The 25,916-nt window shown below is 70.4% G+C and carries 24 protein-coding genes and 1 tRNA gene; 14 read left to right on the top strand and 11 right to left on the bottom strand.

Annotated features, from left to right (window positions below; genetic code table 11):
- Nucleotide 1: 1 nt before the first annotated feature.
- On the bottom strand, nt 2-451 hold the full coding sequence (locus tag EXE46_RS07020) for a TIGR00725 family protein (RefSeq protein WP_137687714.1): 450 nt from the start codon (nt 449-451) through the stop codon (nt 2-4).
- Between the two features lie 125 nt (nt 452-576).
- Between EXE46_RS07020 and EXE46_RS07015 the strand changes: the two genes are divergently transcribed.
- The 3 genes from EXE46_RS07015 (at nt 577) to EXE46_RS17075 (ending at nt 3,947) form a co-directional block, all read left to right on the top strand.
- Complete coding sequence (locus EXE46_RS07015; RefSeq protein WP_137687713.1) at nt 577-1,233, top strand: HAD family hydrolase; 657 nt, start codon at nt 577-579, stop codon at nt 1,231-1,233.
- 101 nt (nt 1,234-1,334) lie between these two features.
- Nucleotides 1,335-3,707 carry an ATP-dependent DNA helicase gene (locus tag EXE46_RS07010; protein ID WP_137687712.1) on the top strand — a complete coding sequence of 791 codons (2,373 nt, stop codon included), beginning with the start codon at nt 1,335-1,337 and terminating at the stop codon, nt 3,705-3,707.
- Between the two features lie 87 nt (nt 3,708-3,794).
- Nucleotides 3,795-3,947 (top strand): hypothetical protein, encoded by a 153-nt coding sequence (locus tag EXE46_RS17075; protein WP_199234125.1) that lies wholly within the window; start codon nt 3,795-3,797, stop codon nt 3,945-3,947.
- A gap of 10 nt (nt 3,948-3,957) precedes the next feature.
- Here EXE46_RS17075 and EXE46_RS07005 read toward each other — a convergent pair whose 3' ends face one another.
- The 4 genes from EXE46_RS07005 to EXE46_RS06990 all read right to left on the bottom strand — a co-directional run bounded on the left by EXE46_RS07005 (nt 3,958) and on the right by EXE46_RS06990 (nt 6,540).
- On the bottom strand, nt 3,958-5,133 hold the full coding sequence (locus EXE46_RS07005) for a Xaa-Pro peptidase family protein (RefSeq protein ID WP_137687711.1): 1,176 nt from the start codon (nt 5,131-5,133) through the stop codon (nt 3,958-3,960).
- Between the two features lie 82 nt (nt 5,134-5,215).
- Nucleotides 5,216-5,827 carry a translation initiation factor IF-2 subunit beta gene (locus tag EXE46_RS07000; protein WP_004050136.1) on the bottom strand — a complete coding sequence of 204 codons (612 nt, stop codon included), beginning with the start codon at nt 5,825-5,827 and terminating at the stop codon, nt 5,216-5,218.
- A 280-nt stretch (nt 5,828-6,107) separates the two neighbouring features.
- A tRNA-Met gene (locus EXE46_RS06995) sits at nt 6,108-6,182 on the bottom strand.
- Between the two features lie 118 nt (nt 6,183-6,300).
- Nucleotides 6,301-6,540 (bottom strand): hypothetical protein, encoded by a 240-nt coding sequence (locus EXE46_RS06990; protein ID WP_137687710.1) that lies wholly within the window; start codon nt 6,538-6,540, stop codon nt 6,301-6,303.
- A 98-nt stretch (nt 6,541-6,638) separates the two neighbouring features.
- On the opposite strand from EXE46_RS06990, the gene EXE46_RS06985 reads away from it, so the two are divergent.
- Nucleotides 6,639-8,255 (top strand): long-chain-fatty-acid--CoA ligase, encoded by a 1,617-nt coding sequence (locus EXE46_RS06985; protein WP_137687709.1) that lies wholly within the window; start codon nt 6,639-6,641, stop codon nt 8,253-8,255.
- 7 nt (nt 8,256-8,262) lie between these two features.
- Here EXE46_RS06985 and EXE46_RS06980 read toward each other — a convergent pair whose 3' ends face one another.
- The gene (locus EXE46_RS06980; RefSeq protein ID WP_241981509.1) at nt 8,263-8,676 is read right to left on the bottom strand and encodes a DUF5779 family protein; all 414 of its coding nucleotides are present in this window, start codon (nt 8,674-8,676) and stop codon (nt 8,263-8,265) included.
- A gap of 130 nt (nt 8,677-8,806) precedes the next feature.
- Between EXE46_RS06980 and EXE46_RS06975 the strand changes: the two genes are divergently transcribed.
- From EXE46_RS06975 to EXE46_RS06950, 5 genes are all read left to right on the top strand, one after another.
- The gene (locus tag EXE46_RS06975; protein WP_137687708.1) at nt 8,807-9,481 is read left to right on the top strand and encodes a DsbA family protein; all 675 of its coding nucleotides are present in this window, start codon (nt 8,807-8,809) and stop codon (nt 9,479-9,481) included.
- Between the two features lie 177 nt (nt 9,482-9,658).
- On the top strand, nt 9,659-10,990 hold the full coding sequence (locus tag EXE46_RS06970; protein WP_137687707.1) for an MFS transporter: 1,332 nt from the start codon (nt 9,659-9,661) through the stop codon (nt 10,988-10,990).
- 131 nt (nt 10,991-11,121) lie between these two features.
- Nucleotides 11,122-14,061 (top strand): hypothetical protein, encoded by a 2,940-nt coding sequence (locus tag EXE46_RS06965; RefSeq protein ID WP_241981508.1) that lies wholly within the window; start codon nt 11,122-11,124, stop codon nt 14,059-14,061.
- A gap of 434 nt (nt 14,062-14,495) precedes the next feature.
- Nucleotides 14,496-15,269 carry a prephenate dehydrogenase/arogenate dehydrogenase family protein gene (locus EXE46_RS06955; protein ID WP_137687706.1) on the top strand — a complete coding sequence of 258 codons (774 nt, stop codon included), beginning with the start codon at nt 14,496-14,498 and terminating at the stop codon, nt 15,267-15,269.
- 26 nt (nt 15,270-15,295) lie between these two features.
- Entirely contained in the window at nt 15,296-16,768 is a 1,473-nt protein-coding gene (locus EXE46_RS06950; RefSeq protein ID WP_137687705.1) for a small ribosomal subunit Rsm22 family protein, read from the top strand.
- Between the two features lie 31 nt (nt 16,769-16,799).
- Here the strand turns inward: EXE46_RS06950 and EXE46_RS06945 are convergent, their stop codons facing one another.
- Together EXE46_RS06945 and EXE46_RS06940 are read right to left on the bottom strand one after the other, a co-directional pair.
- Nucleotides 16,800-17,537 (bottom strand): SOS response-associated peptidase, encoded by a 738-nt coding sequence (locus EXE46_RS06945; protein ID WP_137687704.1) that lies wholly within the window; start codon nt 17,535-17,537, stop codon nt 16,800-16,802.
- Nucleotides 17,538-17,561: 24 nt separating this feature from the next.
- Nucleotides 17,562-18,314 carry a glycerophosphodiester phosphodiesterase gene (locus EXE46_RS06940; protein WP_137687703.1) on the bottom strand — a complete coding sequence of 251 codons (753 nt, stop codon included), beginning with the start codon at nt 18,312-18,314 and terminating at the stop codon, nt 17,562-17,564.
- Between the two features lie 96 nt (nt 18,315-18,410).
- Here EXE46_RS06940 and EXE46_RS06935 point away from each other — a divergent pair, with 96 nt between their 5' ends.
- Nucleotides 18,411-19,181: a ribonuclease H-like domain-containing protein gene (locus EXE46_RS06935; protein ID WP_137687702.1), complete on the top strand. Its 771-nt coding sequence runs from the start codon at nt 18,411-18,413 to the stop codon at nt 19,179-19,181.
- A gap of 97 nt (nt 19,182-19,278) precedes the next feature.
- Here EXE46_RS06935 and EXE46_RS06930 read toward each other — a convergent pair whose 3' ends face one another.
- Both EXE46_RS06930 and EXE46_RS06925 read right to left on the bottom strand, forming a co-directional pair.
- Nucleotides 19,279-20,160, bottom strand: coding sequence for a hypothetical protein (locus EXE46_RS06930; RefSeq protein WP_199234126.1), 882 nt, complete (start codon nt 20,158-20,160; stop codon nt 19,279-19,281).
- A 288-nt stretch (nt 20,161-20,448) separates the two neighbouring features.
- Nucleotides 20,449-21,603, bottom strand: a complete 1,155-nt coding sequence (locus EXE46_RS06925; RefSeq protein ID WP_137687700.1) for a polymer-forming cytoskeletal protein — start codon at nt 21,601-21,603, stop codon at nt 20,449-20,451.
- Between the two features lie 159 nt (nt 21,604-21,762).
- Here EXE46_RS06925 and EXE46_RS06920 point away from each other — a divergent pair, with 159 nt between their 5' ends.
- Nucleotides 21,763-21,939, top strand: a complete 177-nt coding sequence (locus tag EXE46_RS06920; RefSeq protein WP_137687699.1) for a DUF5786 family protein — start codon at nt 21,763-21,765, stop codon at nt 21,937-21,939.
- Between the two features lie 91 nt (nt 21,940-22,030).
- Entirely contained in the window at nt 22,031-22,228 is a 198-nt protein-coding gene (locus EXE46_RS06915; protein ID WP_137687698.1) for a DUF5800 family protein, read from the top strand.
- Between the two features lie 22 nt (nt 22,229-22,250).
- Here EXE46_RS06915 and EXE46_RS06910 read toward each other — a convergent pair whose 3' ends face one another.
- Complete coding sequence (locus EXE46_RS06910; protein WP_137687697.1) at nt 22,251-23,552, bottom strand: PQQ-binding-like beta-propeller repeat protein; 1,302 nt, start codon at nt 23,550-23,552, stop codon at nt 22,251-22,253.
- Between the two features lie 112 nt (nt 23,553-23,664).
- Between EXE46_RS06910 and EXE46_RS06905 the strand changes: the two genes are divergently transcribed.
- The gene (locus tag EXE46_RS06905; protein ID WP_137687696.1) at nt 23,665-23,865 is read left to right on the top strand and encodes a hypothetical protein; all 201 of its coding nucleotides are present in this window, start codon (nt 23,665-23,667) and stop codon (nt 23,863-23,865) included.
- A gap of 103 nt (nt 23,866-23,968) precedes the next feature.
- Nucleotides 23,969-25,916, top strand: a 1,948-nt coding sequence (locus tag EXE46_RS06900) for a class I SAM-dependent DNA methyltransferase (RefSeq protein ID WP_137687695.1), incomplete at its 3' end; no start/stop codon positions are given.

Below are 25,916 nucleotides of genomic sequence, written 5' to 3'. Positions count from 1 at the left end.
GTCAGTCCGTTCGCGCGGCCCGTTCGACGTACTCGACCGCCGCCGCGGGCGAGTCCACGGGCTCCACTCCGTCGACCGCGTGGGTGTCCAGCCCCGCCACGGGGCGGCCCTGCGCGAGCGCGAGCCCGATCTCCGAGAGCGTGCCGCCCGCGCCGTCGACCGCGACCGCGGCGTCGCCGTTCATCACCACGAGCGCGTTTCGGGCGTGTCCCATCCCGGTCGCGATCGGGGTCGTGACGTGCGGGTTCGCGTCCGCACACCGGTCCGTCGGGAGGATGCCGATCGTCTCGCCGCCGGCCTCTCGCGCGCCGCGGCAGACCGCCTCCATGACCCCGCCGAGGCCGCCGCAGACGACGACGTGACCCCGCTCCGCGAGCCGCTCCCCGAGGGCCTCCGCGACCGCCGCCGTCTCCCCGTCGATCGAACTCCCGCCGATGACGCTGACTCGCATGGGTCGGTCGACGACCCGGACATGCGTAAAAACACTCGTTCAGGGGAGAAACGGCCGTCAGCTCCGATTCTCGACGTCGAGACGGCCACTGAAACCCTTATCCCGCCTCGCCGTGAATGGAGGTTATGACGTACGATACCGTCGTGTTCGACAACGACGGTGTCCTCGTGGGCCGCACGCGCTTCGACGTGCTCCGGGACGCGACCCGGAACGCGTTCGAGGAGTGCGGCGTCGAGGAGCCCGATCCGGACGACGTAGAGCAGATGACCATCGGTGCGACCCCCGGCAGCGTCGGCACCGTCTGTCAGACGTACGACCTCGACCCGGGGTCGTTCTGGCGGACGCGCGACGACGTGGTCTCGCGGGCCCAGCAGCAGGAGGCCCGCGAGGGCCGCAAGACCCCGTACGACGACCTCGACGAGCTCCAGGACCTCGACGTCCAGATGGGGATCGTCTCGTCGAACCAGCAGGCGACCGTCGACTTCCTCGTCGATCACTTCGACGGGTTCGACCGTATGGGCGCCGCGTACGGCCGCGAGCCGACGATCCATTCGCTCCAGCTCCGCAAGCCGAACCCGCACTACATCGAGCAGGCGCTCGGCGACCTCGACGCGGGCAACGCCTTATTCGTCGGCGACAACGAATCCGACGTGCGCGCGGCCGAGAACGCCGGGATCGACTCGGCGTTCATCCGCCGCCCCCATCGCCGCGACTGGGAGCTGAACGTCTGGCCGACCTGGGAGATCGAGAACCTGGCCGACCTCCACGACATCGTGGAGTGACGACCCGCGGACGCGGTGGCGATCGACCACCGGCGGGCTCGACGGATAGCGTCGCGACCGCCGATGAAGCGTTTAAATCGGATGGCGCGTAACTCGCTCCCGTGACCGACTCGCCCCCGTGGGCCGACCTCTTCGGCCACCCCGAACCCTACCCCGAGCAGGCCGACGGCATCGACGCCGCCGTCGACGCTGCGGAGGACGGCGGCTTCCTCGCGCTGGAGGGTGCCTGCGGAACGGGGAAGACGATGCTCGCGCTCACCGCCGGGCTCGACCGCGTCCGCGACCCCGACTCCGACTTCGAGCGCGTCTTCGTCCTCACCAGCGTCAAACAGCAGCTGCGTCAGTTCGAGACGGACCTGCGGGCGATAAACGACGATCTCCCGGACGGCTACGACCCCGTTTCGGGGCTCACGCTCGTCGGCAAGGCCGACGTCTGCCCGTACGCGCGCGAGAACCGCGGCGGGATCGACCGCGAGAACGTGTACGAGCGCTGCGAGGGGCTCCGCGAGCGCACCCGGAACCTCGTCGGCGACGGCGGGGCGACGACGACCTCCAACCTCGTGAGCGAGGCGCGGAGCCAGCAGGTCGGGCTCATGGACTCGGGATCGGCGGGAGCCGCCGGTGACGGCGCTGACGCGTCTGCCGCCGACTACCTCGCAGTCGACGGCGAGCCGACGCCGTACCGCCCGGACACCGAGGAGTACGACGATGTCGAGTTCTGCCCCTTTTACGCAGGCTTCCTCGACGACCTCTCGGAGGACGGCGACCCCGCAGAGGCGGTCCCGTTCGACGTCACGGAGCTCGGCCACGTCGACAGCGACGAGCTGGTCCGGCTCGCCGCCGGCCACGGCTCCTGTCCCCACTCGATCATGGGCGCGCTCGTCCCGGAGGTCGAGGTCGTGATCGGCAACTACTACCACGCGTTCGACCCCGTGACGACCGGCACGTTCACCGGCGCGCTCCTCGACGACTCGACGTTCGTCGTCTGCGACGAGGCGCACATGCTCGAACCGCGCGTCCGCGATCTCGTGAGCGACGCCGTCGCCGACGCGAGCCTCCGCGACGCGGAGAACGAACTCACCCGCGTCGTCCAGCCGCTCTCGTTCGAGTCGGCTGGCGCGGAGTCGGACGACGCCGCCTTGGTCCGCGGCGAACTGGAAGACGCCGACGTCAACGTCGAGGAGATCGAGGCGGTCCGCGAGTTCTACGCCGACCTCCGCGGCGAACTCGACCGCCGCGTGACCGCGCACCTCGACCGCGAGCGCCCCGACTGGCGGGCGTCGATGCGCGAGCTCGACGATACGGAGATCCCGCTCCGCGACCCCGAGGAGCCGGGCGAAGACGAGATCACGGCGTGGGCGGACGGCGAGGGGTACGGCGAGCGGGTCTGGGCGCGCGCCGAACAGGTCGGCGCGGTCGTCAAGCGCGTCCTCGACTCGCTGGAAGACGAGGACAAACAGCGCGCCGCCCCCGGCGTCGGTCGGACGCTCAACGCCTGGTACCGCGAGGGGCACACCGACTTCTTCCGGGCGATCGAGCTCGAACGCACGTTCGACGAGACGGAGCCGCCGGACTCGTGGCGGCGGGCGTACAACGCGCGCTTAGCGCTCCACAACTGCCTGCCGAGCGAGCCGATCGGCGAGCGACTCGCCGAGTTCGGCGGCGGCGTCCTCATGAGCGCGACGCTGGAACCGATGGACCTGTTCCGGGAGGTGACCGGTCTCGATCACCTCGCGGAGCGCGGGCGGCCGGTCGTCGAGCGGACGTACGGCCTATCCTTCCCCGAGGCGAACCGCGCGAGCCTCGCGGTCGACGCGCCGAAGTTCACCCACCAGAACCGCGGGGCGCCCGGCGAGGAGAACCCGACGCGGCTCGCGCACCTCGACGCGACGGCCGCGGTCGCGCGCCGCGACGGGAACGTCCTCGTCGGCACCCCGAGCTACGCCGAGGCGACGTGGATGGCCGAGGCGCTCGCCGACCGCCTCGACAAGCCGGTCCTGCTCGACGAGTCCTCCGGCGACCGCGAGACGGAGTCGCTGAAGGACGATTTCTTCGCGGGCGACGGGAAGGTGCTGGTGACGAGCCTCCGCGGAACGCTCACGGAGGGCGTCGACTACCGCGGCGACCGGCTCTCCGCCGCGGTCGTCTGCGGCGTCCCGATAATCAACACGGCGCGGCCGCAGACGCGCGCGGTGATCACCGCGTACGACCGCCGGTTCGAGTCGGGCTTCGAGACGGCGCTCACGGTCCCCGCCGTGCGAAAGGCCCGGCAGGCGGTCGGCCGCGTCATCCGCGGGCCGGACGAGCGCGGCGTCCGCGTTCTGCTCGACGCCCGATACGCCCGCGACTCGTGGAACGGCGTCCGGGAGTACCTCCCCGAACACGAGCGCGAGGAGTACCAGCCCGTCAGTCCGGACATGCTGGAGGTCGCGCTCGACCGGTTCGAGTCGCGGTCCCCGCCGGCGCCCGAGTGACGCGGGCGCCTCCCGCCGTGTGGTAGGGACTGACTATCGGGGTGGTACGGTGCTCGTAACTATCCCCCGGGGGAGAGTGTGGAGAGTATGTACTCCTCGTTCGAAGCCGAACGCTACCACGTCGTCTGTCGCGAGTGCCCCCTCGAACGCCTCTGTGACGCCTCGTCGGCCGCGGAAATGCTCGGTCAAAAACACGTCGCCGACACCGGCCACCGGGTCGCCGTCGAGCGGATCGCCTGAACGTCCGCGCTCAGACGACGTTCGAGTCGATGTCGCGCGGGTAGTTGGTGAGCCGCTCCGTCCCCGACTCGGTGATCGCGACCGTGTCTGAGTGGCGGTAGCCGTACTCGTCCGTGTAGAGGCCGGGCTCGATGGTGTAGACGTGCCCGGGCGCCATCACGGCGTCGTCGCCGTCGGACCGCTCGCCCCAGCCCCGGTCGATGTACGGCGGCTCGTGGGCGCCGAGCCCGATGTTGTGGCCGACGTGGTGTTGCGCGAGGTCGGTCACGCCCTGCTCCTCGAAGTACTCCCAGACGACCTCGTCGACCTCGGCCACCGGCACGCCCGGGCCCAGCGCGTCGATGGCGAGCGTCTGCGCCTCCAGCATGAGCTCGAAGTAGTGCTCCTGCTCGTCGGAGTAGTCGCCGACGAACATCGTCCGCTCTAACTCCGAGCGGTAGCCGTCGACGTTCGCGGTCGCGCCCGTAACGAGGACGTCGCCCTCCGAGAGCCGCTCGTTGGGGGTGTGGCCGTGCGGGAGCGCGGTCTCCTCGCCGGAGATGTAGCCGGCGTGAACCGGCCCGTCGCCCCGGACGCGAACGCTGTAGTTGTCACCGAGTGCGTCGAGCATGGCGCGGGAGGCCTCGGTCGACGCGCGCTGCGAGACGGTCGACGGGTGTGCGCCCGGCTCGGAGAAGTCGGCGAGGTAGCGGTGACCGAGGTTCGCCCACTTCGCGGACTCGCGGATCAGGTCGACCTCGTCGTCGGACTTCGCCCAGCGCATCCGGTCGACCCACGACTGCGTCTCGACGTCGAGGAACTCCGAGAAGGCGGGCCCCTCGTACCCCATCACGCCCGGGGGACCATCCGCGTCGGCGGCGATCGCGTCGACGCCGAGGTCGTTCATCATCTCGACGGCGACCGAGACGGGCTCGCCGCCGGGGTAATCGAAGTAGTGATTGACGGCGTCGATCCGCGGGTTGGGTTCGACGCGCTCAACCTCCAACCGCGGCACGGTGATCTCCACGCGGTCGTCGGTGACCGCGAGGACGACCGGGCGCTCCGTCTGGATGTGATGGAAGCCGGTGAGGTACTCGATCGCCGTCGCGCCGACCCACGTCGCGGCGTCGGCGTCGGTGTCGGCGAGGCGATTTCTGACGGCGGCGAGCCGGTCCGCGAAGGCCGACTCGGGGAGTCGCGTGGCCATGGCTCAAGATGTGCGAACGGGCCGATAAACGGTCGGGTAGCGGAACGGTATCAGCCGGGCGGCGAGACGCGTCGGCCGTCGCTCAGTTCTCGCGGCGGGCGAACGCGAGGTTGCCGGAGACGTTCTTGATGTAGGCGGTCACCGTCTCGCCCTCCTGTGCGCCGGGGACGAAGATCGTGTACTCGCCGCGCTCGGCGACGCCGTCGCCCTTGCGACCGGTGCCGACGATCTCGAGTTCGTAGGTGTTGCCGGACTCGACGGCGTCCTCCTGCCGCTGCGTGTTGGAGGTGTTCTGCTTCGCCACCGGGCGGAACGCCCCGCAGGCCTCGCAGCGGAGCATCGGCGTCCGGTTTTCGGTCTCCAGTCGGGTGTCCGGGAGGCCGCACTCCGAGCAGGTGACGAACGACTCGATGTACGAGTCGATCGCGGCCTGGAAGTCGCGCTCGCGGAAGTTCCCGCTGTAGCGCGCGCGGCCGTCCTCGTACTGGCCGGCCGTGCCGAGCTCCTGCTGGATCTTCGAGTGGACGTGTTCGGGGTCGCGACTCAGCGCGTCGGCGATCGCCGAGAGGTTCGTCAGTCGGGTGAACGCGCCGTCCTTCTGCGTTTCGGGGTCCGGAACCGACAGCCGCTCGTCGGAGCCGCCCAGATCGGGCACCTCCTCCATCGCGCGGTCGAGGCTCGATTCGTAATCCATACGGGAGGGAACGACAGCGCGACGGAAATCGCTTCCGGGTTCGGGATCGAGCGACAGAGACACGGCTCCGAGGCGAGAGACGAGATCGAAAAACGAAGGAACGGAAACCGAACGCGCGACTCGGCGTGTAGCGTTCGTCCAGAAGATAGCGGGAGGTAGATTTGAACCACAGTCACTCCGCACCGCCCCGTTCCTTGGTTCAAATCTTCTCCGGGGCTATCTCGTCGACGACGCTGTTCACGCCTCGCTGCGCTCGGCGTTCACGGTCGTCGACAGAAGATAGCGGGAGGTAGATTTGAACTACCGATCTCCGGGTTATGAGCCCGGCGGAATCTCCTGGCTATCCCATCCCGCTATCGTAGCAAAATCGCGTGCGACTGTTAAGGGTTCTGATCCCGACGCCGGTGTGCGATTCGTCCACGCGTCAGCGGCGGTCGCGCTCCCGCCGCCCGCGTCCGAGCAGGTCCGTCCCGTCACTCCTCGCTCGCCTCCTCGTCGTCCCCGCTACGCGCCGCGATGGCCTTCATCCGGATTCGCAACGCGATAACCGCGACGGCGCCGAAACCGACCGGAACGGCGACGTCGGCCGGATCGCCGGAGAGCGCCCGCTGCGCGGTGAGCCCCGCCATCAGCGCGAACATGAACGCCAGCAGTCCCGCGATCGGAACCACGTACCCCTCGTCGAACGCCGATCCCTCGGACTCGTCGCTCATTTCCCGCCTCTCCGTGGGCGACCGTGAAAAGGCTCCCGCGACGCCCGACCCTTGCGTCGGCCGCAAACGATTTCACTCATCATCGATAGTGATAGACGATGCACAAGCCGCTGTTGACGACGGACTTTCTGGACCGCGCACGGCGACACTACGCCGACGAGGAGGCCGTCCTCGCCGTGGACGGGACGCGCTACACGTACGCGGAGCTCGGCGAGCGCGCCGACCGCTTCTCCGCCGCGCTCCAAGAGCGCGGGATCGAGAAGGGCGACCGCGTCGCGGTGTTGGACCCCAACACGCACTACCACTTGGAGGCCGCCTACGGCGCGATGCAGGTCGGCGCGATCCACGCGCCGCTGAACTACCGGCTCACGCCGGACGACTTCTCGTACATGCTCTCGGACGCGGGCGTCGACGCCATCTACGCTGACGCCGAGTACGCGGAGAACGTCGAGGCGATCCGCGACGAGGTGCCCACCGAGACGTTCCTCACGAACGACGCCGACGCGGTCGAGGGCGACTGGGAGTCGTTCGACGACGCGCTCGACGACGCGGACCCCGATAGCTACGAGCGGCCGGAGATGGACGAGGACGAGGTGATCACGATCAACTACACCTCGGGGACCACCGGCGACCCGAAGGGCGTCTGTCGCACCCACCGCGCCGAGACGCTCCACGCGTACCTCATCTCGATCCACCAGGAGATCACCGACGACGACGTCTACCTCTGGACGCTACCGATGTTCCACGTCAACGGGTGGGGACACATCTACGCGATCACCGGTGCGGGGGCCCGGCACATCTGTACCCGCGGGGTGGACGTCGCGGAGGCGTTCGAGTGCATCCGCGGGGAGGACGTGTCGTACTTCTGTGCGGCGCCGACCGTCCTCAACATGCTCGGCGACCACTACGCCGAACACGGGGGCGAAACGGCCGGCGACAACGATGTCCGCGTCGCCACCGCGGGGGCGGCGCCGCCGGAGGCGACCATTCGCACCGTCGAGGAGGAGTTCGGCTGGGATCTCAAACACGTGTACGGCGCCACCGAGACCGGCCCGCTGATCACCACCTCCGACGCGAAGCGCCACTTCGACGCCGACTCCGACGACCGATTCGCCGTGAAGAAGACGCAGGGGATCGGCTACCTCGGCACCGACGTGCGCGTCGTCGACGAGGACGGCGAGGACGTGCCCGCCGACGGCGAGACGATCGGCGAGATCGTCGTCCGCGGCAACCAGGTGATGGACCGCTACTGGAACAAGCCCGAGGCCACCGAGCAGGCGTTCTCGGAGCGGCTGGAGGGGTACTACCACATGGGCGACCTGGCCGTCGTCGACGAGGACGGGTTCGTCTCGATCCAGGACCGGAAGAAGGACATCATCATCTCCGGCGGGGAGAACATCTCCTCGATCGAACTGGAGGACACCCTCTTCGAACACGACGCCGTCTCCGATGTCGCCGTCATCCCGGCGCCCGACGAGCGCTGGGGCGAGACGCCGAAGGCGTTCGTCGTCCCCGAGGGCGGCGACCCGAACGACGCGGCCGCGACGCCCGAGGAACTCAAGGCGTTCGTGCGCGAGCGCGTCGCCGACTACAAGACGCCGGGCGAGGTGGAGTTCGTCGCGGAACTCCCGACGACCGCCACCGGGAAGATCCAGAAGTACGAGCTGCGCGAGCGCGAGTGGGATGAGGAGGACCGGATGGTCGGCGAAGGGTAGAAACGCCTCAGGCCTCTTCGCCGCCGCTTTTCTCCTCGGGCCCGTCCGAGTCGGGGCTCCCCTCGTCGTCGCTTCCTTCCTCGCCGCCCGTTCGTCCGTCGCCGTCCGTTCCCTCGTCGCCGCCGGCGTCGCTCAGTCGGTCGGTGTCGATGCTCACACCGGGCGGGGTGACCACGAGGAAGCCCCGGAAGTGCATCAGCTCGCCGTCCATGTCCTTCACGTCGCGCGCGAAGGGGGCGGCGAGCTCGTTGAGGTCGCCCTCGATGGACAACACCAGCGTGTTCCCGTAGTCGACGCTGCGGACCCACGCCTCCGGGTCGGTCGTGCCGTCCAAGACGCCGAGGACGACGTCGCCGGCGGCCGCGAACGCCTCGTCCATCTTCGCCTCGGCGTCCCGCAGGTCGAGGTCCCAATCGCTCATACGTGGGGGTCGACAGGCGACGGCAAAAGCGTTCGGGAGCGGTGCGGCGCCCGGCGACGCCACCGTCGGTCCGTCGCCGCGCTCCTCGGCTCGCGGTGTGGTTAAGTGCGTCCCGTTCCCATCGGCGGATATGGAACGCACGCGGCGGTCCCTGCTCGCGGCCGGAGCGACGGTCGGCGTCGTCGGCGTCGCCGGCTGTCTCGGCGGGGGCAGCGCTGGCGGTGGCGGCGAACTGAACCTCGACACCGGTGAGTACGACTGCTCGCTCTCGGAGCCGACGGACCCGGACCTCGACTACCGGCCGACACTGGGGAACCCCGACGCCGACGTGACGGTTCAGGCGTTCGAGGACTTCACCTGCGGCCACTGTGCGACGTACAAGCTCGACCACTTCCCGACGATTCGGGAGGAGTACATCGAGCCGGGCGACGTCCACTATCAGCACTGGGACTTCCCGATTCCGGTCAACGAGACGTGGGCGGTCCCGGTGGCGAGCGCGGCCCGCGGCGTCGGCGCGCGCAACGGCGACGAGGCGTTCTTCGAGTTCGCCACCGCCGCCTACGAGTCGCAGGGGAACTACGGCGGCGAGGCCCTCGGCGCGGCCGCGGAGACCGCGGGCGCAGATCCCTGCGCGGTCCTCGCCGACGCCGAGTTCTCGGCGTACGAGGAGACCACCCAGAGCGACAGGTCCGAGGGCGAGTCGATGGGCGTCTCCGGGACGCCGACGATCTTCGTGAACGGGAGTCCGGTGGAGGGAGGATACGCCGCCGAGACGATCGCCGCGGCGATCGACGACGCGCTCTGACCGCCTGTATGGCCGGTTCGGCTCGTTCAGTCGGTTCGGCCGGTTCGGCTCGTTCAGTCGGTTCGGCCGGTTCGGCTCGTTCAGTCGGTTCGGTTCGTTCGGCCGCCCCAGTCGCGAGCGGCGAGTTCGGCCCCGGGAGCGTCGGTCTTTTGCCCGTTCGCCCCGTTTTATAAGTAGATGAGCGACGCCGACCCCGCCGCCGAAGCCGAGACCTCCCGCGGCGGCGAGCGCTCCGCCGACACCCCCGGCGGCGGTGACGCGGACGCGGCCGATCGCCGTCGCCTCGGCGCGGTCGTCCTCGCGGTGTTGATCTCACAGGTCCTCCTCTATCCGGGCGTTCCGGATCTCGTCGTCGCGCTCGGCGCGCCGGCCGGCATCGACGCCGGCATGTGGTTCCTCGTCGCGGAGTTCGGCGCGTTCGTGACGTTCGCGGTCGTCTGGGGCGCGCTCTCGGACGCGCTCGGGCGACGGACTCCCCTGATCGTCGTCGGAGCGTTCGGCGGCGCGGCCTCCTACGTCGCGCTCGCGTCGCTGCCGGGGCTCGGGCTCGGGTTCGAGGCCGCGCTCCTCGTCAGGGTGGTGGGCGGCGCGCTCACCATCGGCGCGTTCTCGCTCTCGATCACCCTCCTCATGGACCTCCGCGGCGGCAACGGCCGCAACATGGGGACCGCGGGGCTCGCGATCGGGCTCGGCGCGGCCGTCGGCTCGGTCGTCGGCGGCGCGCTCGCCGACCTCGGCGCGCTGTACCCGGTGTACGCCGGCGCGGTCGTGTTGGCCGCGGCGGGGCTGTTCGCGGCGAGCGTCGACGACCGCGCGGCGACGGGCCCGACTCGGGCGGGGAGCGACGCGGACGGGGGCGACGCCGCGCCGACCGCCGAGGTCGGCTTCCGCGACGTGCTCGCCCGCGCCCGGACGACGCCCGGCCTCCTCGTCCCGCTCGCGTTCGGCTTCGTCGATCGGCTGACGGCGGGCTTCTTCGCCCTCGTCGGCGTCTACTACTTCCAGGACCCGGCGACGTTCGGGCTGTCGGCGGCCGGGGCGGGCGCGACGCTCGCGCTCTTTTTCGTCCCGTTCGCGCTGCTCCAGTCGCCGTTCGGCGCGCTCTCGGACCGGATCGGTCGCTTCCTCCCCGTGGTGGCCGGGTCGCTCGCGTACGGGGTCGTCACGGTCGGCGTCGGCGTCGCGCCGGCGTATCCGATCGCCGCCGGGCTGATGGTGCTGGTCGGCGTCTGCGGCGCGCTGATGGCCCCGGCGACGATGGCGCTCGTCACCGACCTCGTCGAGCCGGAGGTGCGCGGCGCGGCGATGGGGCTGTTCAACGTGTTCGGATCGCTCGGCTTCCTCACCGGCTTCCTCATCGGCGGGAGCGCCACGGACGCGTTCGGCTACGCGCCCGCGTTCCTCGCCGTCGGCGGGCTGGAGCTGGCGATCGCGCTCGCCCTGCTGCCGGCGGTCCGTTCGATCTCGCCCGGCGCGGGCGTGGTCGGCCGGCTCGGCGCCGAGAGTTGAGATCGCCGGGGAACCGGCGACGACGCGAGGCGACCGGGCGACGACGCGAGGCGACCGGGCGACGCCGGAAAGCTACGACGCGGCCTTGTGTCACCGGTGTTACTTTAAATACGGCGTCTGTACGCCGGCGTATGGTACGACCCTCCCGTCGCCGCTTCCTCGGTGGTGGCGCCCTGACGCTCGCCGCGCTGACCGGTGTTCTCGACCCCGCGACCGACGCCCGCCTTCTCGACCGACCGGCCGGAACGCCGGCCGACCTCGACGTCGACGTCTCGGCGCCGTTCGCCGACGCCTTCCTCCCGGTCCCGACGCCCGACGCGCTCTCGACCGAGTACGCGACGGTGATCGCCGACCGCGTCGATGCCGACGCGACCGAGGAGCTGAGCTACCGCGTCCGTTCCGTGACCGACCGGCTCGGCGTGGACGCCGACGAGCTGTCGGCGACGGTCGCGGTCACGCCGGCCGGCCGCGGGGTCGGCCTGACGACGGCCGTCGGCGACTTCGACCGGCTCGACCGCGGCGAGACGATTGTAGTCGGTGCGGAAGACGGCGACGACGCGCCCGGCGGCGGGTCGGGCGACGACGCGCCCGCGGACGCCGAGACGACGGAGGAGCTCCCCGCGGGCTGGCGGCTGGCCGAGGACGACGAGGTCGCGCTCGTCACCGGCGACGGCGTCGCGGCGGCCGCCGTCGGGAGCGCCTCCCCGCCGACCCCGCGCGGTCGGTCGGCCGAGTCCGCGGACGACGACGGCACAGGCCGGGTCGAGACCGCCCGGACCGCCGGGCGCGCGGCCGCCGACGAGGCGGATCGATTGGCGGAGTCGCCGCTGGGAACGGCCGCACTCCCGAAACTCGGCGGGTTCGAGACGGTGCTTCTCGTCCCCGACGCCGCCGGCGGTCCGTTCCCGTCCGCGGTCCCCGACGGCGTCGAGGCGTTCGCCGCCGGCTTCGAGATCGCGCCCGAGGATCTCCGCGACCTGACGGGAACGGCGGAGAACGCGTACGCGATCCGACCGGCGGACGGCGCGGACGGGATCGACGACGAGACCGTCGAGCGGTTCGTCGGCGAGGTCGATCCGGCGGCGCTCGTCGAGGCGGAGATAACCCGATCCGACGGCGTCGTCCTCGTCGACGCCGTCGTCGAGGCGCCCCCGGAGCGGGACCCGGAGGCGTCGCCGGACGCCCACGTGCGGTCCCGGTTCGACCGCGACGCCGGAACGGTGACCTTCGAACACGTCGAGGGCGAGCCGGTCCCGGCGGACGAGCTGGAGCTGTGGCACGACGGTGAGGAGGTGAGCGACGCGGCCTTCGACGGGGACGCGTTCGCGACGGGCGACGAGGTCACCGTCGATACCGGTCTGATCGCGACCGTCGCGCTGCGGTGGTTCGACCCGGACGCGAACGCCTACGACGTCTACGCCCGTGAGCGGGTCGACCGCGACGCGTTCAGCCTCGACTACGACCTGTCGACCGAGACGCTGGAGCTCGCCTACGACGCCGAACGCGCCGCCGACGCGAGCGACCTCCGGCTGGTCCACCGCAGCGAGGACGGTACGCGGACGGTCGGTGACGAGTTCACCGACGGGACGCTCGCTCCCGGCGACGCGGTCACCGTCGAGGACGTGTCGATCGGCGAGAGCGTGCGGCTGGAATTCGACGTCGAGCAGCCGCCGGGCGTCGGTTTCGGCTCGCTCGTCCACCACCGGGTACGGCCCCCCCACGTCTGGATCCACTCGCGCGCCGAGGAGGGGACCGTCGTCAGGTACGGCGGGGACGAGTCCCGCCCCGCGGACGCGTTCGTGACGCTGGTCGACGGGGAGCCGGCCGACGCGCAGTTCCCCGACGAGTACGACGCCCTCTCAGGGAACGAGGAGCTGGCGCTCGGCGAACTCCCGCTCGGCAGCACGGTCACGGTCGAGTGGCACGAGCCGGACGACCCGGTCGTGGTCGCCGAGGAGGAGGTCGCGCCGAACACGCGCGCGTCGATCGAATACGACCCGGACGCGGGCGAGGTCACGGTACGGCACCGGGGCGGTCGCGCGCTGCCGGCCTCGGAGCTGGAGCTACAGGCCGGCCGGAAGCCGACCGACGTCCAGCCCGCGGACGAACTCGAGGAGTTCGGCCCGGACGACTCGTTCACCGCGCCGGTCCCGCCGCTCTCGCGAGTCCGGCTCGTGTGGACCGGCGGCGAACGCGAGCGGCACCTCGGCGGGACGACCACGGCCCGCGACGGCGTCGCGGCGACGTACGACGCCGACGGCGACACCATGACGGTCGAGTACGTCGGCGAACGCCCGGTCGACCCGGAGCGGTTGCGGGTGTCCGTGAGCGGCGCCGGCGGATCTCGGGGGCGAGAACGCGATCAGGAGTCGGCGTTCGCGGCCGAGTACGACGAGCTGACGACCGGGGACGCTGTCACGGTGACGGACGTCGGTCTTGATGACACCGTGATCGTCAGCGTCCACTCCGAGTTCGAGAACGGCGCCGTGACCAGCTCCGTCGCTCACTTCTCGGCGGCGCCGCGACGGGGATTCGTCGTCGACTCCGGCGTCGGAAACGACGGGGAGTCGGGGACGACCCTCCGTTACGTCGGTGAGGTTCGCCGCGACGCGGACGCGTTCCGGGTGCTGATCGACGGCGAACCGGCAGACGCCCAGCCCGCCGACGAGACGGACCGACTGACCGGCGGGGAGACCCTGTCGCTCGGTGAGCTGTCCGCCGGCGCGACGATCGCCGTCGAGTGGACCGGAGGCGACGAGACACGGACCGTGACGGAGCACGTGATCCCGCCGCAGGCGACCTTCGAGGTCGCGTACGAGCCGGCGGACGACCGGGACGAGGGCGGCGTCGTGACGTTCGCGCACGCCGGGGGCGACGCCCTCGACGCCGGCCACGTCGACGTCGTCGTGGAGCCGGCGACCGACGGGCTGCGCCCGTGGGACCCCGACGCCGACGAGGTGACCGCCGGCGACGAGACGACGGTCGCGGTCGACGAGGAGCCGCGGCTGGCGGTCGTCGTCTTCCGCGATCACGAGGTGCTCCACCGCGAACCGCTCGACCGCGACGAGTAGTCGGTCAAAACCAGACCGGCTCGCGGTCGAACTCCTCTGACGGTGTTTTACGGTACGAACGAGCCGAGTCCGGAGCTCCGCGATATCCCCGACCGGAACCTCCGCCGGGACGTGAGCGTCCTCGAACTCGGCTGCGGCTCCGGTTCGCCGCCTCGCACACCACGCGGACCGTTCGAGCGCCCGACTGACACCCCACGGCACGCAGTTGTGGGGAGCCCCTCCGCGACCGGACGCCGCGGCTCCGTGATTCGGCGACCGGACCCCTCGACCCCGTGATTCGGCGACCGGACCCCCCCGACCCCGTGACTCGGCGACCGGGTCACCGTTCGAGCGGAACCCGTCTTTCGCACGGAGCCGGCCCGGCCTGTTCGAACGCCGCCTCCGCCCCGAGGCGAGTCCTTTTAACCGGCGCGTCACCTCGGTTCCCGTAACTGATGGACCTCCTCGTCGTCGGCGCCGGTGAGATCGGGCGCTGGGTCGCCGACACCGTCTCGGCCGACGCCGCGCCCGTCGACGCGAGCGTCGCGTTCGCCGACCGCGACCCCGCCGTCGCGGCCGACGCCGCGGCGGGGCGCGACGCGCGGACGGTCGACGCCGACGGGGACTCCGTCCACGACGTCGTCTGCCTCGCGGTGCCGATGTCGGCGGTGCCGGCGGCGGTTGAGGCGTACGCGCCGCGCGCGGAGCGGGCGATCGTCGACGTCTCCGGCGAGATGACCGACGCGATCGCGGCGATGCGCGAGCACGCCCCCGGCCTCGAACGCGCGAGCTACCACCCGCTGTTCGCCCCGCCGCGCGTGCCGGGGAACGTGGCGGTCGTCGTCGACGAGTCCGGTCCCGCGGTCGCGGCGCTCACCGACGCGATCGAGGCCGGCGGCAACGACACCTTCGAGACGACCGCCGCCGACCACGACGCGGCGATGGAGACGGTTCAGGCGGGCGCGCACGCCGCCGTGCTCGCGTGGCGTCTGGCCGCCGACCCCGTCCGCGAGGAGTTCCACACCCCGGTCTCGGCCGCCTTAGAGGAGGTGGCAGACACCGTCACCGAGGGATCGCCCGCGGTGTACGCCGAAATCCAGCGCGCCTTCGACGGCGCCGAGGACGTGGCCGACGCCGCGGCGGCGATCGCGGACGCGGACGACGAGGAGTTCGCCGCCCTCTACGAGCGCGCTCGCGGCGACCGCGAGGGGCGGGAGCGGCTGGAGTGAGACGACGCGAACCAGACGAGAACCCAATGATCGACAGAACCGCGGTCCGGAACAACGCGAACTACCTGCGAAACGTCAGACCGATCGACCCCGACGAGATCGCCGAGTACATCGAGGGGACGCCGCACCCGGCGGTCGTCCGCGAGACGCTCCGCGAGGAGGCGTTCGACCTGCGCCTCCGCGAGCGCGAGGACGGGGCGTTCGTCCCCGTCGAGGAGACCCCCGTCGACCCGCCGGGCTGGGCGCCGAAGGAGCTGCCGGAGTCGTACGCGTTCGCGGTCGAGGACCTGCTCGTGCGGGAGTACGGCGCGAACTGGCACCGCGGTGACTCCGGCGACGAACTCCGCGAGCGGGTCCGCCGGCTGAAGACCGACTACCTCTACGAGAACGACGTCGAGTACGACCGCGTCGCGGCGCTCGGCTACGCGATCTACCACCTGCCGGCGTACTACGCGACGGTCGGCTACGTCCTCGACGACCTGACCGAGAACGGCCTGCTCGACCGGACGCTCCGCGTCCTCGACGTGGGCGCCGGGGTCGGCGGGCCCGCGCTCGGCCTCCACGACTACCTCCCCGACGACGCGGTCGTCGAGTACCACGCCGTCGAGCCGAGCGCCGCGACGGACGTGCTCGACCGCATGCTGGAGGAGACCGGTCGCAACTTCCGGACGACGGTCCACGAGACGACCGCGGAGGCGTTCCTCTGGGTCGACGAGCGCGCGGAATCTTCCGCCGCGACGGACGACCCGTTCGATCTCGTGCTCTTCGGGAACGTCCTCTCCGAGCTCGCCGACCCGGTCGCGGTCGCCGACGCCGCGCTCGACGCGCTCGCGCCCGACGGGAGCCTCGTCGCGTTCGCGCCCGCCGATCGGAACACCGCGATCGGGCTCCGGCGGGTCGAGCGCGCGCTCGTCGCGGGCGAGGGGTCGGGGCGCGGCGGGATGCCGGGCAGCGACGCCGAGATCTACTCGCCGGCGCTGCGGCTGTGGCCCGACGCGGTTCCGACCGACCCGGGCTGGTCGTTCGACGTCGCCGCCGACCTCGCGGTCCCGCCGTTCCAGCGCCGGCTCGACGAGGCGACGGCGCGCGGCGAGACCGACGATCCGGGCGAGTTCGTCAACGTCGACGTCCAGTTCGCCTACTCGATCCTCCGCCGCGACGGGAAGCGGCGCGTCGACGTCGAGGCGAGCGCGGAGCGGTGCGCGCGCATGGCCGAGTCGGAGCGCCACGTCACCGACCGGGTGAACCTGCTGGCGGTGAAGCTGAGCCACGACCTGAGCGAGGGCGACAACGCCCTCTACCGCGTCGGCGACGGCTCGCAGGCGACCGATCACTACCTCGTCTGTACGCGCGAGACCGCCCTGAACCGCGATCTGCGCGATGCCGACTACGGATCGGTCGTCTTCGTCGAGAACGGGCTGGTCCTCTGGAACGAGGACGAGGGGGCGTACAACGTCGTCGTCGACGACGAGACGGTCGTCGATCTGGTCGCGCCCTGAGAGGCGGAAGCGCTCCGCCGGCGGCCGCGGCTCAGTCCCCGGCGACGGGCTCGATCAACTCCGGGGCGTCGACCGCCGGCGAGTTCACCCGCGTCGACACCGGGTGTGCGGTCAGCTCGTCGCTCGGGTACGGATCGAGCAGGGCGGCCGCTTCGTCCGCGTCACCCCGGATCCACGTCTCCTCTTCGCCCGCGTCGGGATCGAGGATCACCGCCATCCGGTGGTGGAGGTCGGCGACGAGGTCGTTCGGCTCCGTGGTCACGACCGCGAACGACTCGATAACGTCGGGCCCGTCGGGGTCTTCGTCGCCCTCGCTCCCGCCGCCGAACGCGTCGAGCCCGGTCTGGGTCGTCTCCGGCGTCGGCGGCTCCCACCGCTCGTAGATCCCGGCCATCGCGAACGGGCGGTCGTCCTCGAACGCGACGCGGTACGGCGTCTTGCCGGAACCGCCCCCTTCGGGGCCGCCCTCGACCCACTCGTAGAAGCCGTCGGCGGGGACGAGACAGCGCCGGCGCTCGAAGGCGTCCGCGAAGCTCCGCTTCTCCCGGACCGTCTCCGCGCGGGCGTTGATGAGGTCGAACGACTCGTCGGCCCACGAGGGGGTCAGCCCCCACTCCATCCGGGTCGCCGCGGACGGGTCCTCGTCGGCGATCACGGGGAGCGACTGTCCCGGCGCGCAGTTGTAGCTCGGCTCCCGGTCGCCGAAGTCTGCGCCGAACCGGGCTTCGAGGTCGGCGGTCGGGGTAAAGAGCGTGTAGCGGCCGCACATACGTCCCACTTGGCGCGCGGCCACTTAACTCCGCGACGACGGCTCCGGCAACAGGTCCCACCGGTCGGCGATGACCCCGTCGACGCCGGCGGCGAGGAGCCGCTCGGCGTCGTCGCGGTCGGTCGCGGTCCACGCGTTCACCGCCAGTCCAGCCTCGCGTGCCACCTCGACGAACCCCGGGTCGGTCGCGACGTCGATCGGCGGGTGAACCGCGACACAGCCCAGTTCGGTCGCCGTCTCGACCGCGCGCTCGGCGTTCCCGTCCGCGACGAGCAGCGCGCGGGCCGTCGCCGGGCCGCGGTCTCGCAGCGCCGACAGCTCGCTCGGCAGGAACGACGAGAAGAGCGCGTCGACGCCGGCCTCGCGGACGGCGTCGAGGGCGTCGATCGCGACCCCTGCCTCCTTGAGTTCGACGTTGACGAGAAGGTCGTCGGGCGCGGCGGTGAGGATCTCGGGGAGCCGCGGGATCGGCTCGCCCGAGTCGAGGACCGTCAGCTCGCGGAGCTCGTCCCAGTCGGCGTCCGCGACGCGTCCGGAGGCCCCGGTCAGGCGGTCGAGTTCGGCGTCGTGGAAGACGACCAGTTCGCCGCTCGCGCACCGGCGCACGTCGATCTCCACGGCGTCGACGCGCGGCGCGGCGCGTTCGACGGCCGCGACAGTGTTCTCGGGGGACCGTCCGGCGCACCCGCGGTGGCCGATCAGGGTCGCTTCGGCGGGGGGTGTACGATCCGCCTCGGCGTTCGCGTCTTCTCCCCGCCTGTTCGCTCGGTCAGTCACGTGACTCCCTCCGGCTCGGACGACGTTAGCTTTTCGTCACTCCCCGGGCGCCCGGCTCCCGCCGACTTTTTCACCGCGCGACGCTCCGGGACGGACATGCGCATCGAGAACAGCTTCATCCCCGTCGAGGGGGTGGGCGAGACGACCGAACGGCGCCTCTGGGAGCGAGGGGTCACGACGTGGGACGACTTCGATCCCGCGGTCGACGTGCCGGGGATGGGGGCGACGACGACGGACCGGATCGAGTCGTTCATCGCGGAGGCGCTCGCGCGGCTCGACGACGGCGATTCCGCCTACTTCGACCGGACGTTCCCCTCGGGCGAGCGCTGGCGGCTCTACGAGAACTTCCGCGAGGAGACCTGCTTTTTCGACATCGAGACGACCGGGCTCGACGAGCGGCGCGACCGCGTGACGACGGTCAGCTTCCATCAGGGCGGCGAGACGACGACGCTGGTCGCGGGGGACGACCTCACCGCGCGGCGCCTCCGGGAGCAGTTCGCGGACGCGAGCCTGCTCGCGACGTTCAACGGCGCGCGGTTCGACGTGCCCTTCTTGGAGACCTCGTTCGACGTCGAGATCGACACGCCGCACCTCGACCTGATGTACCCCGCCAAACGGATCGGGCTCTCGGGCGGGCTGAAACCGATCGAGAAACAGCTGGGGATCGAGCGCGACCGGCCGGACATCTCCGGGCGCGACGCGGTCCGCCTCTGGCGCGAGTACGAGCGCGGGGACGAGGCGGCGCTGGAGACGCTCGTCTCGTACAACCGCGAGGACACGGTGAACCTTCGGACGCTCGCCGACGCGGTCTGCGGTCGGCTCGACGACGAGGTGTTCGTCGCCGCCCCGGACGGAGACGGCGACTGAGAGAGGGACCCGATAGGTCGCGGACGGCGGGTATGGACCGTCGAGACCTATTTCGTCGCCGGCGCGCGCCAGCGCGCGGCCGGAGCCGTCGGGACGGTTACCGGCCCAGGACGGTCCCGCTGTTGCCGACGACGACGGCGTCGCCGTCGACGTCGACCGCGTTCAAGTTCTCCCCGGTCGGCGTGTCGAGGAGCGCGCGGTCGTCGGCGGTGAGCTCCTGAACGACGCCGCCGCCCCCGACGACGTAGCCGGTCTCGCCGTCGGTTTCGACGTCGAGGAGATCGGCGTCGCCGAGCGCGTCGGGCGTCCAGCTCGCGCCGTCGTACGTCAGGAGGGCGCCGTTGCCGCCGGAGACGGCGACGTCGTCCGGCGCGTCGCTGTCGAGGCCGTAGAACGTCACGTTCGCGTCCTCGATGCCGATCGCGTTCCACGTGACGCCGTCGTCGGTGGCGAACGCGCGGCCGTTCGTGTCGATCGCGTGCCCGCTCCGCGGGCCGTGGAAGTCGATCGCGGGGAGCGCGGAGCCGCTGCCCGGCGTGACGTAGTCCCACGTGCCCGTCGCGCCGTTCTCGAAGCTGTAGTAGATCTTCCCGGAGTCGCCGGCGACGTAGAGGTTCGCCTCGCCGGCGGCGCCGGTGACGGCGACCGCGTTGTAGTTGTTCGTGTTGTCCATCGGCGCCGAGTGGTCCACGAGCGTGTCCGTCGCGGGGACGTACTCGCCGATGGCCCCGCTCGCGCCGACGAACCAGACGCGCTCGCCGTCGTCGGTGACGCCGGCGCCGTAGAGGTTGTTCCCGTTCCCGGTCGGACCGCCGTCGCGGAGCGTCCGCCACCCCTCGGCGCCGCGCGCCGCGAGGACGCCGCCGCCGCCGACCGCGAACCGACCGGCGTTCGCCGACACCACGTCGTGAAGCGTGCTGTCTGTCTCGGTCTTCTCGACGGTCCAGTCGCTCTCCGCGGCCGCGGCGACGCCTGTCACGCTTCCCGATGCGACGATCGCGCCCAGTCCCGCCAGCGCGGCGCGGCGGGTCGCCGTCAGCGTTCTGCTCATGACGCACCCGCCCCTTTCGGTGCCTGTTGTAAGTGCCTTGTGTCAGTTTAGAATTTGTGTGAAATTAAATCGGGTAAAATCGGGTTAACCGTCGGCACGAGCGGCGGTTTATCGGTTGACCCGTTCGGAACGCCACGAAAAAAGCGGCTTTCTAGGCGCCAATGCGGAATCTTCTGAGACTCGCCCAGTCGGAGCGAATGTGTTCTGACTGTCGGGTCAGGAAGCGTCCTCGGGCCCAGTCCCGTCCGTCGTCGACCCCGCGTCGGCCTTCACCGTCGGGGTCGCCTCGGCGTCGGCGTCGTCGTCGAAGTCGGCGTCAGTGTCCGATTCGTGGTCGTCGTCGTCCGGTTCGCGGCCGGCGTCGGCCCCAGATTCGTCAGTTTCGCCGTTCTTGCTCGTTTCGCCGTTCTCGGCATCGGTATCGTCCGCTTCCTCGTCCCCGGGTTCGTCGGATTGGCCAGCGTTGGCTTCGTTCGATTCGCCCGCCTCTCCGGCACCCGCTTCGCCCGCCTCGTCGGTCTCGCCCTCGTCTTCGGTCGCTTGGATCAGCTTCATCTCGCCGCGGGCCCGGAGGGTCCCCTGAATCTCGGCGCCGTCGTACACCACGAGATCGCCGGCGGAGACGTCGCCGAGGACGCGCGCCCCGGCTTCGACTGTCACGGTTCCGCCCCGGGTGGTCACGTCGCCGTGGATGATCGTCTCGGCGCCGACGGTGACGTCCTCGCGGGCGCGCAGCGAGCCGAACACCTCGTTGCGCTCCCCGACGCGGATCGACGCCGCGCGGAGGTTGCCGTGGAGGCGACAGTCGTCGCCGACCGTCGCCGGCGTCGACACGCGCCACGCGTCGTCGGAGATCTCGGCGCTCCGCGGAATCAAGAGGGGGTCGCGGACGTCGTCGCCGTCGGCGAGCGCCTCGGCCAGCTCGTCGGCGGCGTCGGTCTCGCCGACGCGTAACAGCTGCGAGAGGACGATGAAGTAGAAGACGATCGTCGGGACGGGATTGCGGATGACGATCCAGCCGTTGGCCTCGAACCCCTCCTCGATCGTCACGTCGTCGCCGATGTCGAGGTCGCCCGAAACCATCAGGCGGCCGGTGACCGTCACTCGCTCGCCGAGGTAGGCGTCCTCGCCGACCAGCACGTTGCCGTCGACGGAACACCAGGTGTCCAGCCGGCAGTCGCCCTCCGCCTCGATGTCGTTGGCGACGCGCACGCGTTCGCCGATCGCGACGTTGCGGCCGCGAACGCCGAGCTCGACGGTAGACTGCCCGCCCACGAGCACGTCGCCGTCGACGACGACGTCGTGCTCCTCGACGGTCGTCCCCGAGGGGATCGCGAGCTCCTCTATCGGACCGTCTCCTCGCAGCGACACACCGGGAGCAGTCGCCCCGCGCGTATAAACGGTACGGGGCGTCGGACGGGCGTCGGACGCGGGCGCGCCGCCTCCGGCCCGGCACCTCTCGGCACGTGAACTCCTACCGCGGCGGATCACGGTCGCCGCGCTTTTCAGTGCCCCGCCGAAGTGGCGCCTATGGGATTCGGATCGTACGACGAGAGCGAACAGAAGGACCAGGACGTCGACACCGACGAGGACGACGCGGTGAACGTCCACGAGAACGACCACGACGGGGAGGTCTCGATCGAGGGCGACGCCGACACCGACGACCTCGTCGGTCGTCTCTCCGAGATGCGCGACGACGACGAGTAGTCGATCGGCCGAGCGGATCTCGTCCTCGGCGTCGAAACGGCGACCGGCCCGTGTCGCGCTCCTTTTACAGATTCGCCGCCTACGCCGACGCATGAGCACCGAACTGACGTTCATCGACCGCGGGGTCGACGTCGTCTACGAGGGGACCGAGTTCGAGTTGGAGAAGACGCTGATCGAGGAGGCGACCGGGAAGTCGTACCGAGACGTCACCGACCACGAGGTCCTGACGATCGTCGCCGAGGACCCCGAGCTTGACGGGGAGCCGGTCCGGATCGGCGACGTGCTGTAACGGGCTACGCGGCGGCGCCCGCTCACTCCGCGGCGACGAGCTTGTACCCGCCGCCGTCGGCGTCGCCGCCGTCCGGGTCCGGGGCGCGCTCGGCGTAGTAGATGTCCCCGTCGACGACGCGGGGCGCGCTGGTTATCCACCCGTCGTGCTCGACGCGCCACACCTCCTCGCCGGAGTCGGCCTCGAGCGCGTAGAGGGTGCCGTCCTTCGAGCCCGTCAGGACGCGGTCGCCCGTGGCCGTCGCGCAGCCGGTGAGCGGGCGCCCGGTCCGGAAGCGCCACTCCATCTCGCCCGTCGACGCGTCGAGCGCGTACAGGTGGTCGTCGTGGCTCCCCATGTACACGACGTCGCGCTCGGGGTCGATCGCGGGCCCCGTCATCGAGAGGTCGCCCGTCTCGAAGCGCCAGTCCTCCTCGCCCGTCGCGAGATCCACACGGTACACGTTGAAATCCCACGAGCCGAAGAAGGCGGCGCCGTCGTACGTCGCGATCGGACCCTTGATCTCTCCTTGGTTCGAGCTCGGCGGGTCGGTCGCGAAGCGCCACTGGAACTCCAGACCGGGGAAGCTCCAGCAGTACAGGTAGCCGTCGTTCGAGCCGCACACCATCCGCCCGGCGTCGAGCGAGACGGCGGGCGAGGAGTGCGGGTGGTCGGTGGGGCGGTGGTCGGGCTCCTCCCACGTCACGTCGCCGGTCGCCGCGTCGACCGCGAACATGCGCCCCTCGGGGTCCGGGAACTCGACGGAGACGTACAGCTCGCCGTCGAGGTACAGCGGGCTCGACCCGATCGAGCCGCCGAGGTCCGTCGACCAGTCGAGCTCGCCGGAGTCGAGCGCGAACGCGTAGCAGACGCCGTCGTACGCGCCGACGTACGCGCGGCCGTCCGCGACCGCGGGCGTGCCGTGAATCCCGCGCCCCCCGGCGTTCGTCTCGCCGCGCCAGCGGACGTCGCCGTCGGCCGTTATCGCGAGGAGGTCGCCCGTGTCGCCCGGGAGGACGACGCCGCCGTCGGGGGTCGGCACCGCGCTCGCCTTCGCCGCGCTGTGCGTGCCGGTGTTCACCTCGGGGACCCGCCACGCCTCCTCGACCGCGTCGGGGACCGTCTCGTCGGGGTAGTACCCCCACCGCTCCAGCGACCCGCGGAACTGCGCGACGCCCGGGGGGAACGTCTGCGGCGTCGGGTCTCCTGCCCCCGGCTCGACGTCGGGGGCGTCCCGCTCGCGGTCGACCGGCGGACTGTCGAGGGAGGCGCAGCCGGCCGCGGCGGTCGCCGTCGCCGCGCCGACCGCGGCGAGCCACTCGCGTCGGGAGGGGGCGTCGGTCATCGGGCTAGCCGTCGCGCCGGGGTCGCTTTAGTGTGGCGCCCCGGCGGCGGGCGGGATTCCCGGTCCGCGGAGTGACCGGACGACTTTTTCCGCCGCTCGCCGTAGCGCGCGTATGGAGATCGGATTCGACCTCGGCGCGAACGTCCCGTCCGGCGTGCTCGCGCTCCACGCCGTCGTCGCCCTCGCGTTCCTCGGACTGGCGGGCGTGAACGGCGCGAACGGCGAGGCGATCGGGCTGGCGCTGTACCTCGCGATGGCGGGCATGATCGCGCTCGTCGGCGTCTTGGCCGGGCGGATCGTGGCGCGGCGGTGAGCGTCTCGGTCCGCGCGGGATTCCGAGCCGGTCCCCGAACCCGGAGCCGCGGCACCAACAGGTCCAAACTATTATTCAGACGTGGTTTCTGGTCACGAAGTAGATGGTCGATAACTTCAACGAGCGGGCGGATTTTATTTGGTCCATTGCCGACCTCCTCAGAGGAGATTACAAGCAGTCGGAGTATCAGAAGGTTGTTCTCCCGCTGACGGTTCTACGACGTCTGGATTGTGTAACGGCGCGGAACAAAGACGAGGTCCTCGAACGCTACGAGCAGCTCCAGGCGCAGGGCATCGAGAACGTCGCTCCCTCGCTCAAGAAGGCCGCCGACGCCGAGGTGTACAACACGAGCGAGTACACGTTCGAAATGCTGTGTAACGACCCGGACAACATCGCGGAGAACCTCCAGTACTACATCAATCAGTACGACGAGGAGACGAAAGAGATCTTCGAGAAGTTCGACTTCGGACACCAGATCCAGCGGCTCGACGACGCCGACCTGCTCTACAAGGTCGTTCGCCAGTTCGCGGAGATCGACCTCCATCCCGACGAGGTCCCGAACGAGGAGATGGGGTACATCTACGAGGAGCTGATCCGGAAGTTCAACGAGCTCAGCAACGAGACCGCCGGGGAGCACTTCACGCCCCGCGAGGTGATCGAGCTGATGGTGAATCTCATCTTTCAGGAGGACGACGAGGCGCTCTCGGAGCAGGGCGCGGTCCGCACCGTCTACGACCCGGCCTGCGGGACCGGCGGGATGCTCAGCGTCGCCGAGGAGTACGTCCGCCAGCTCAACAACGACGCCCGGCTTCACGTCTTCGGGCAGGAGCTGAACCCCGAGTCCTACGCCGTCTGTAACTCGGACATGCTGATCAAAGGGCAGGAGCCCGACAACATCGCCTACGGCAACTCCTTCACGCAGGACGGGTTCAAGCGCCAGCGGTTCGACTACATGCTCTCGAATCCCCCGTTCGGCGTCTCGTGGAAGAAGGTGAAAGAGGAGATCGAGCGCGAACACGACGAAGAAGGGTTCGGCGGGCGGTTCGGCGCGGGGACGCCACGGACCAACGACGGCGCGTTCCTCTTCCTCCAGCACATGATCAGCAAGATGAAGCCGCAAGAGGAGGGCGGCTCTCGGATCGCGGTCGTGTTCAACGGCTCGCCGCTGTTCAACGGCGGTCCGAACAGCGGCGAGTCGGCGATCCGGCGCTGGATCCTCGAAAACGACTGGCTAGAGGCGATCGTCGGCCTCCCGGAGAACCTCTTCTACAACACGGGCATCCGCACGTACATCTGGGTGCTCTCGAACGACAAGCCCGAGGAGCGCGAAGACGTGGTCCAACTCATCGACGCGCAGGACCTCTACGCCGAGATGGACGAGAGCCTCGGGGAGAAGCGCCACGAACTCGCGCAGGAACACATCGACGAGATCTCGCGTATCTTCGGCGATCTGGAGGCGAACGGGCGCTCGAAGGTCGTCCCCACGGAAGAGTTCGGCTACCGGCGCATCGTGATCGATCGTCCGCTTCGGATGAGCTTCCAAGCCACGGAAGAGCGCATCGAGAGCCTCGACGACGAGCGCGCGTTCACGAACCGCGACGAGGAGACCCAAGAGGCGGTGAAGGAGGCGCTGCGGACGCTGGACGCCGAGAAGCAGTGGATGGACCGTGACGAGTTTATAAACGATGTAGAGTTGGCGTTCAACATGAACGGCGTCGACGTGCGAAATAGCGTTTATAACGCGATCGAGCGGGCGCTCGGCGAGCAGAACGACGACGCGGAGATCGTGACCGACGGAAACGGTAATCCTGAGCATGATACGAGTATGCGACAACGCGAGAGAGTTCCACTTAGCAGAGATCCTGTCGATTACTTCGAGGAGGAGGTAGATCCCTACTTAGAAAATGCGTGGATTAATGAGAGCACGCTCTTCTGTAGGAGATTGTTGATACTGGCGAGCTGTCGCTGTCGTGTCGAAGAGGACAAGGACACCGCGTCAGCGGTGTCCGACACGGATGATTCCGCTAGATGTGTTTGGGTCGGAATCGGTC

The organism is Halorubrum sp. GN11_10-6_MGM (genome assembly GCF_005435165.1).
Lineage (GTDB): Archaea > Halobacteriota > Halobacteria > Halobacteriales > Haloferacaceae > Halorubrum.
The sequence above is the reverse complement of the archived record's forward strand: the minus strand, read 5'-3'. Positions and strand labels throughout refer to the sequence as shown.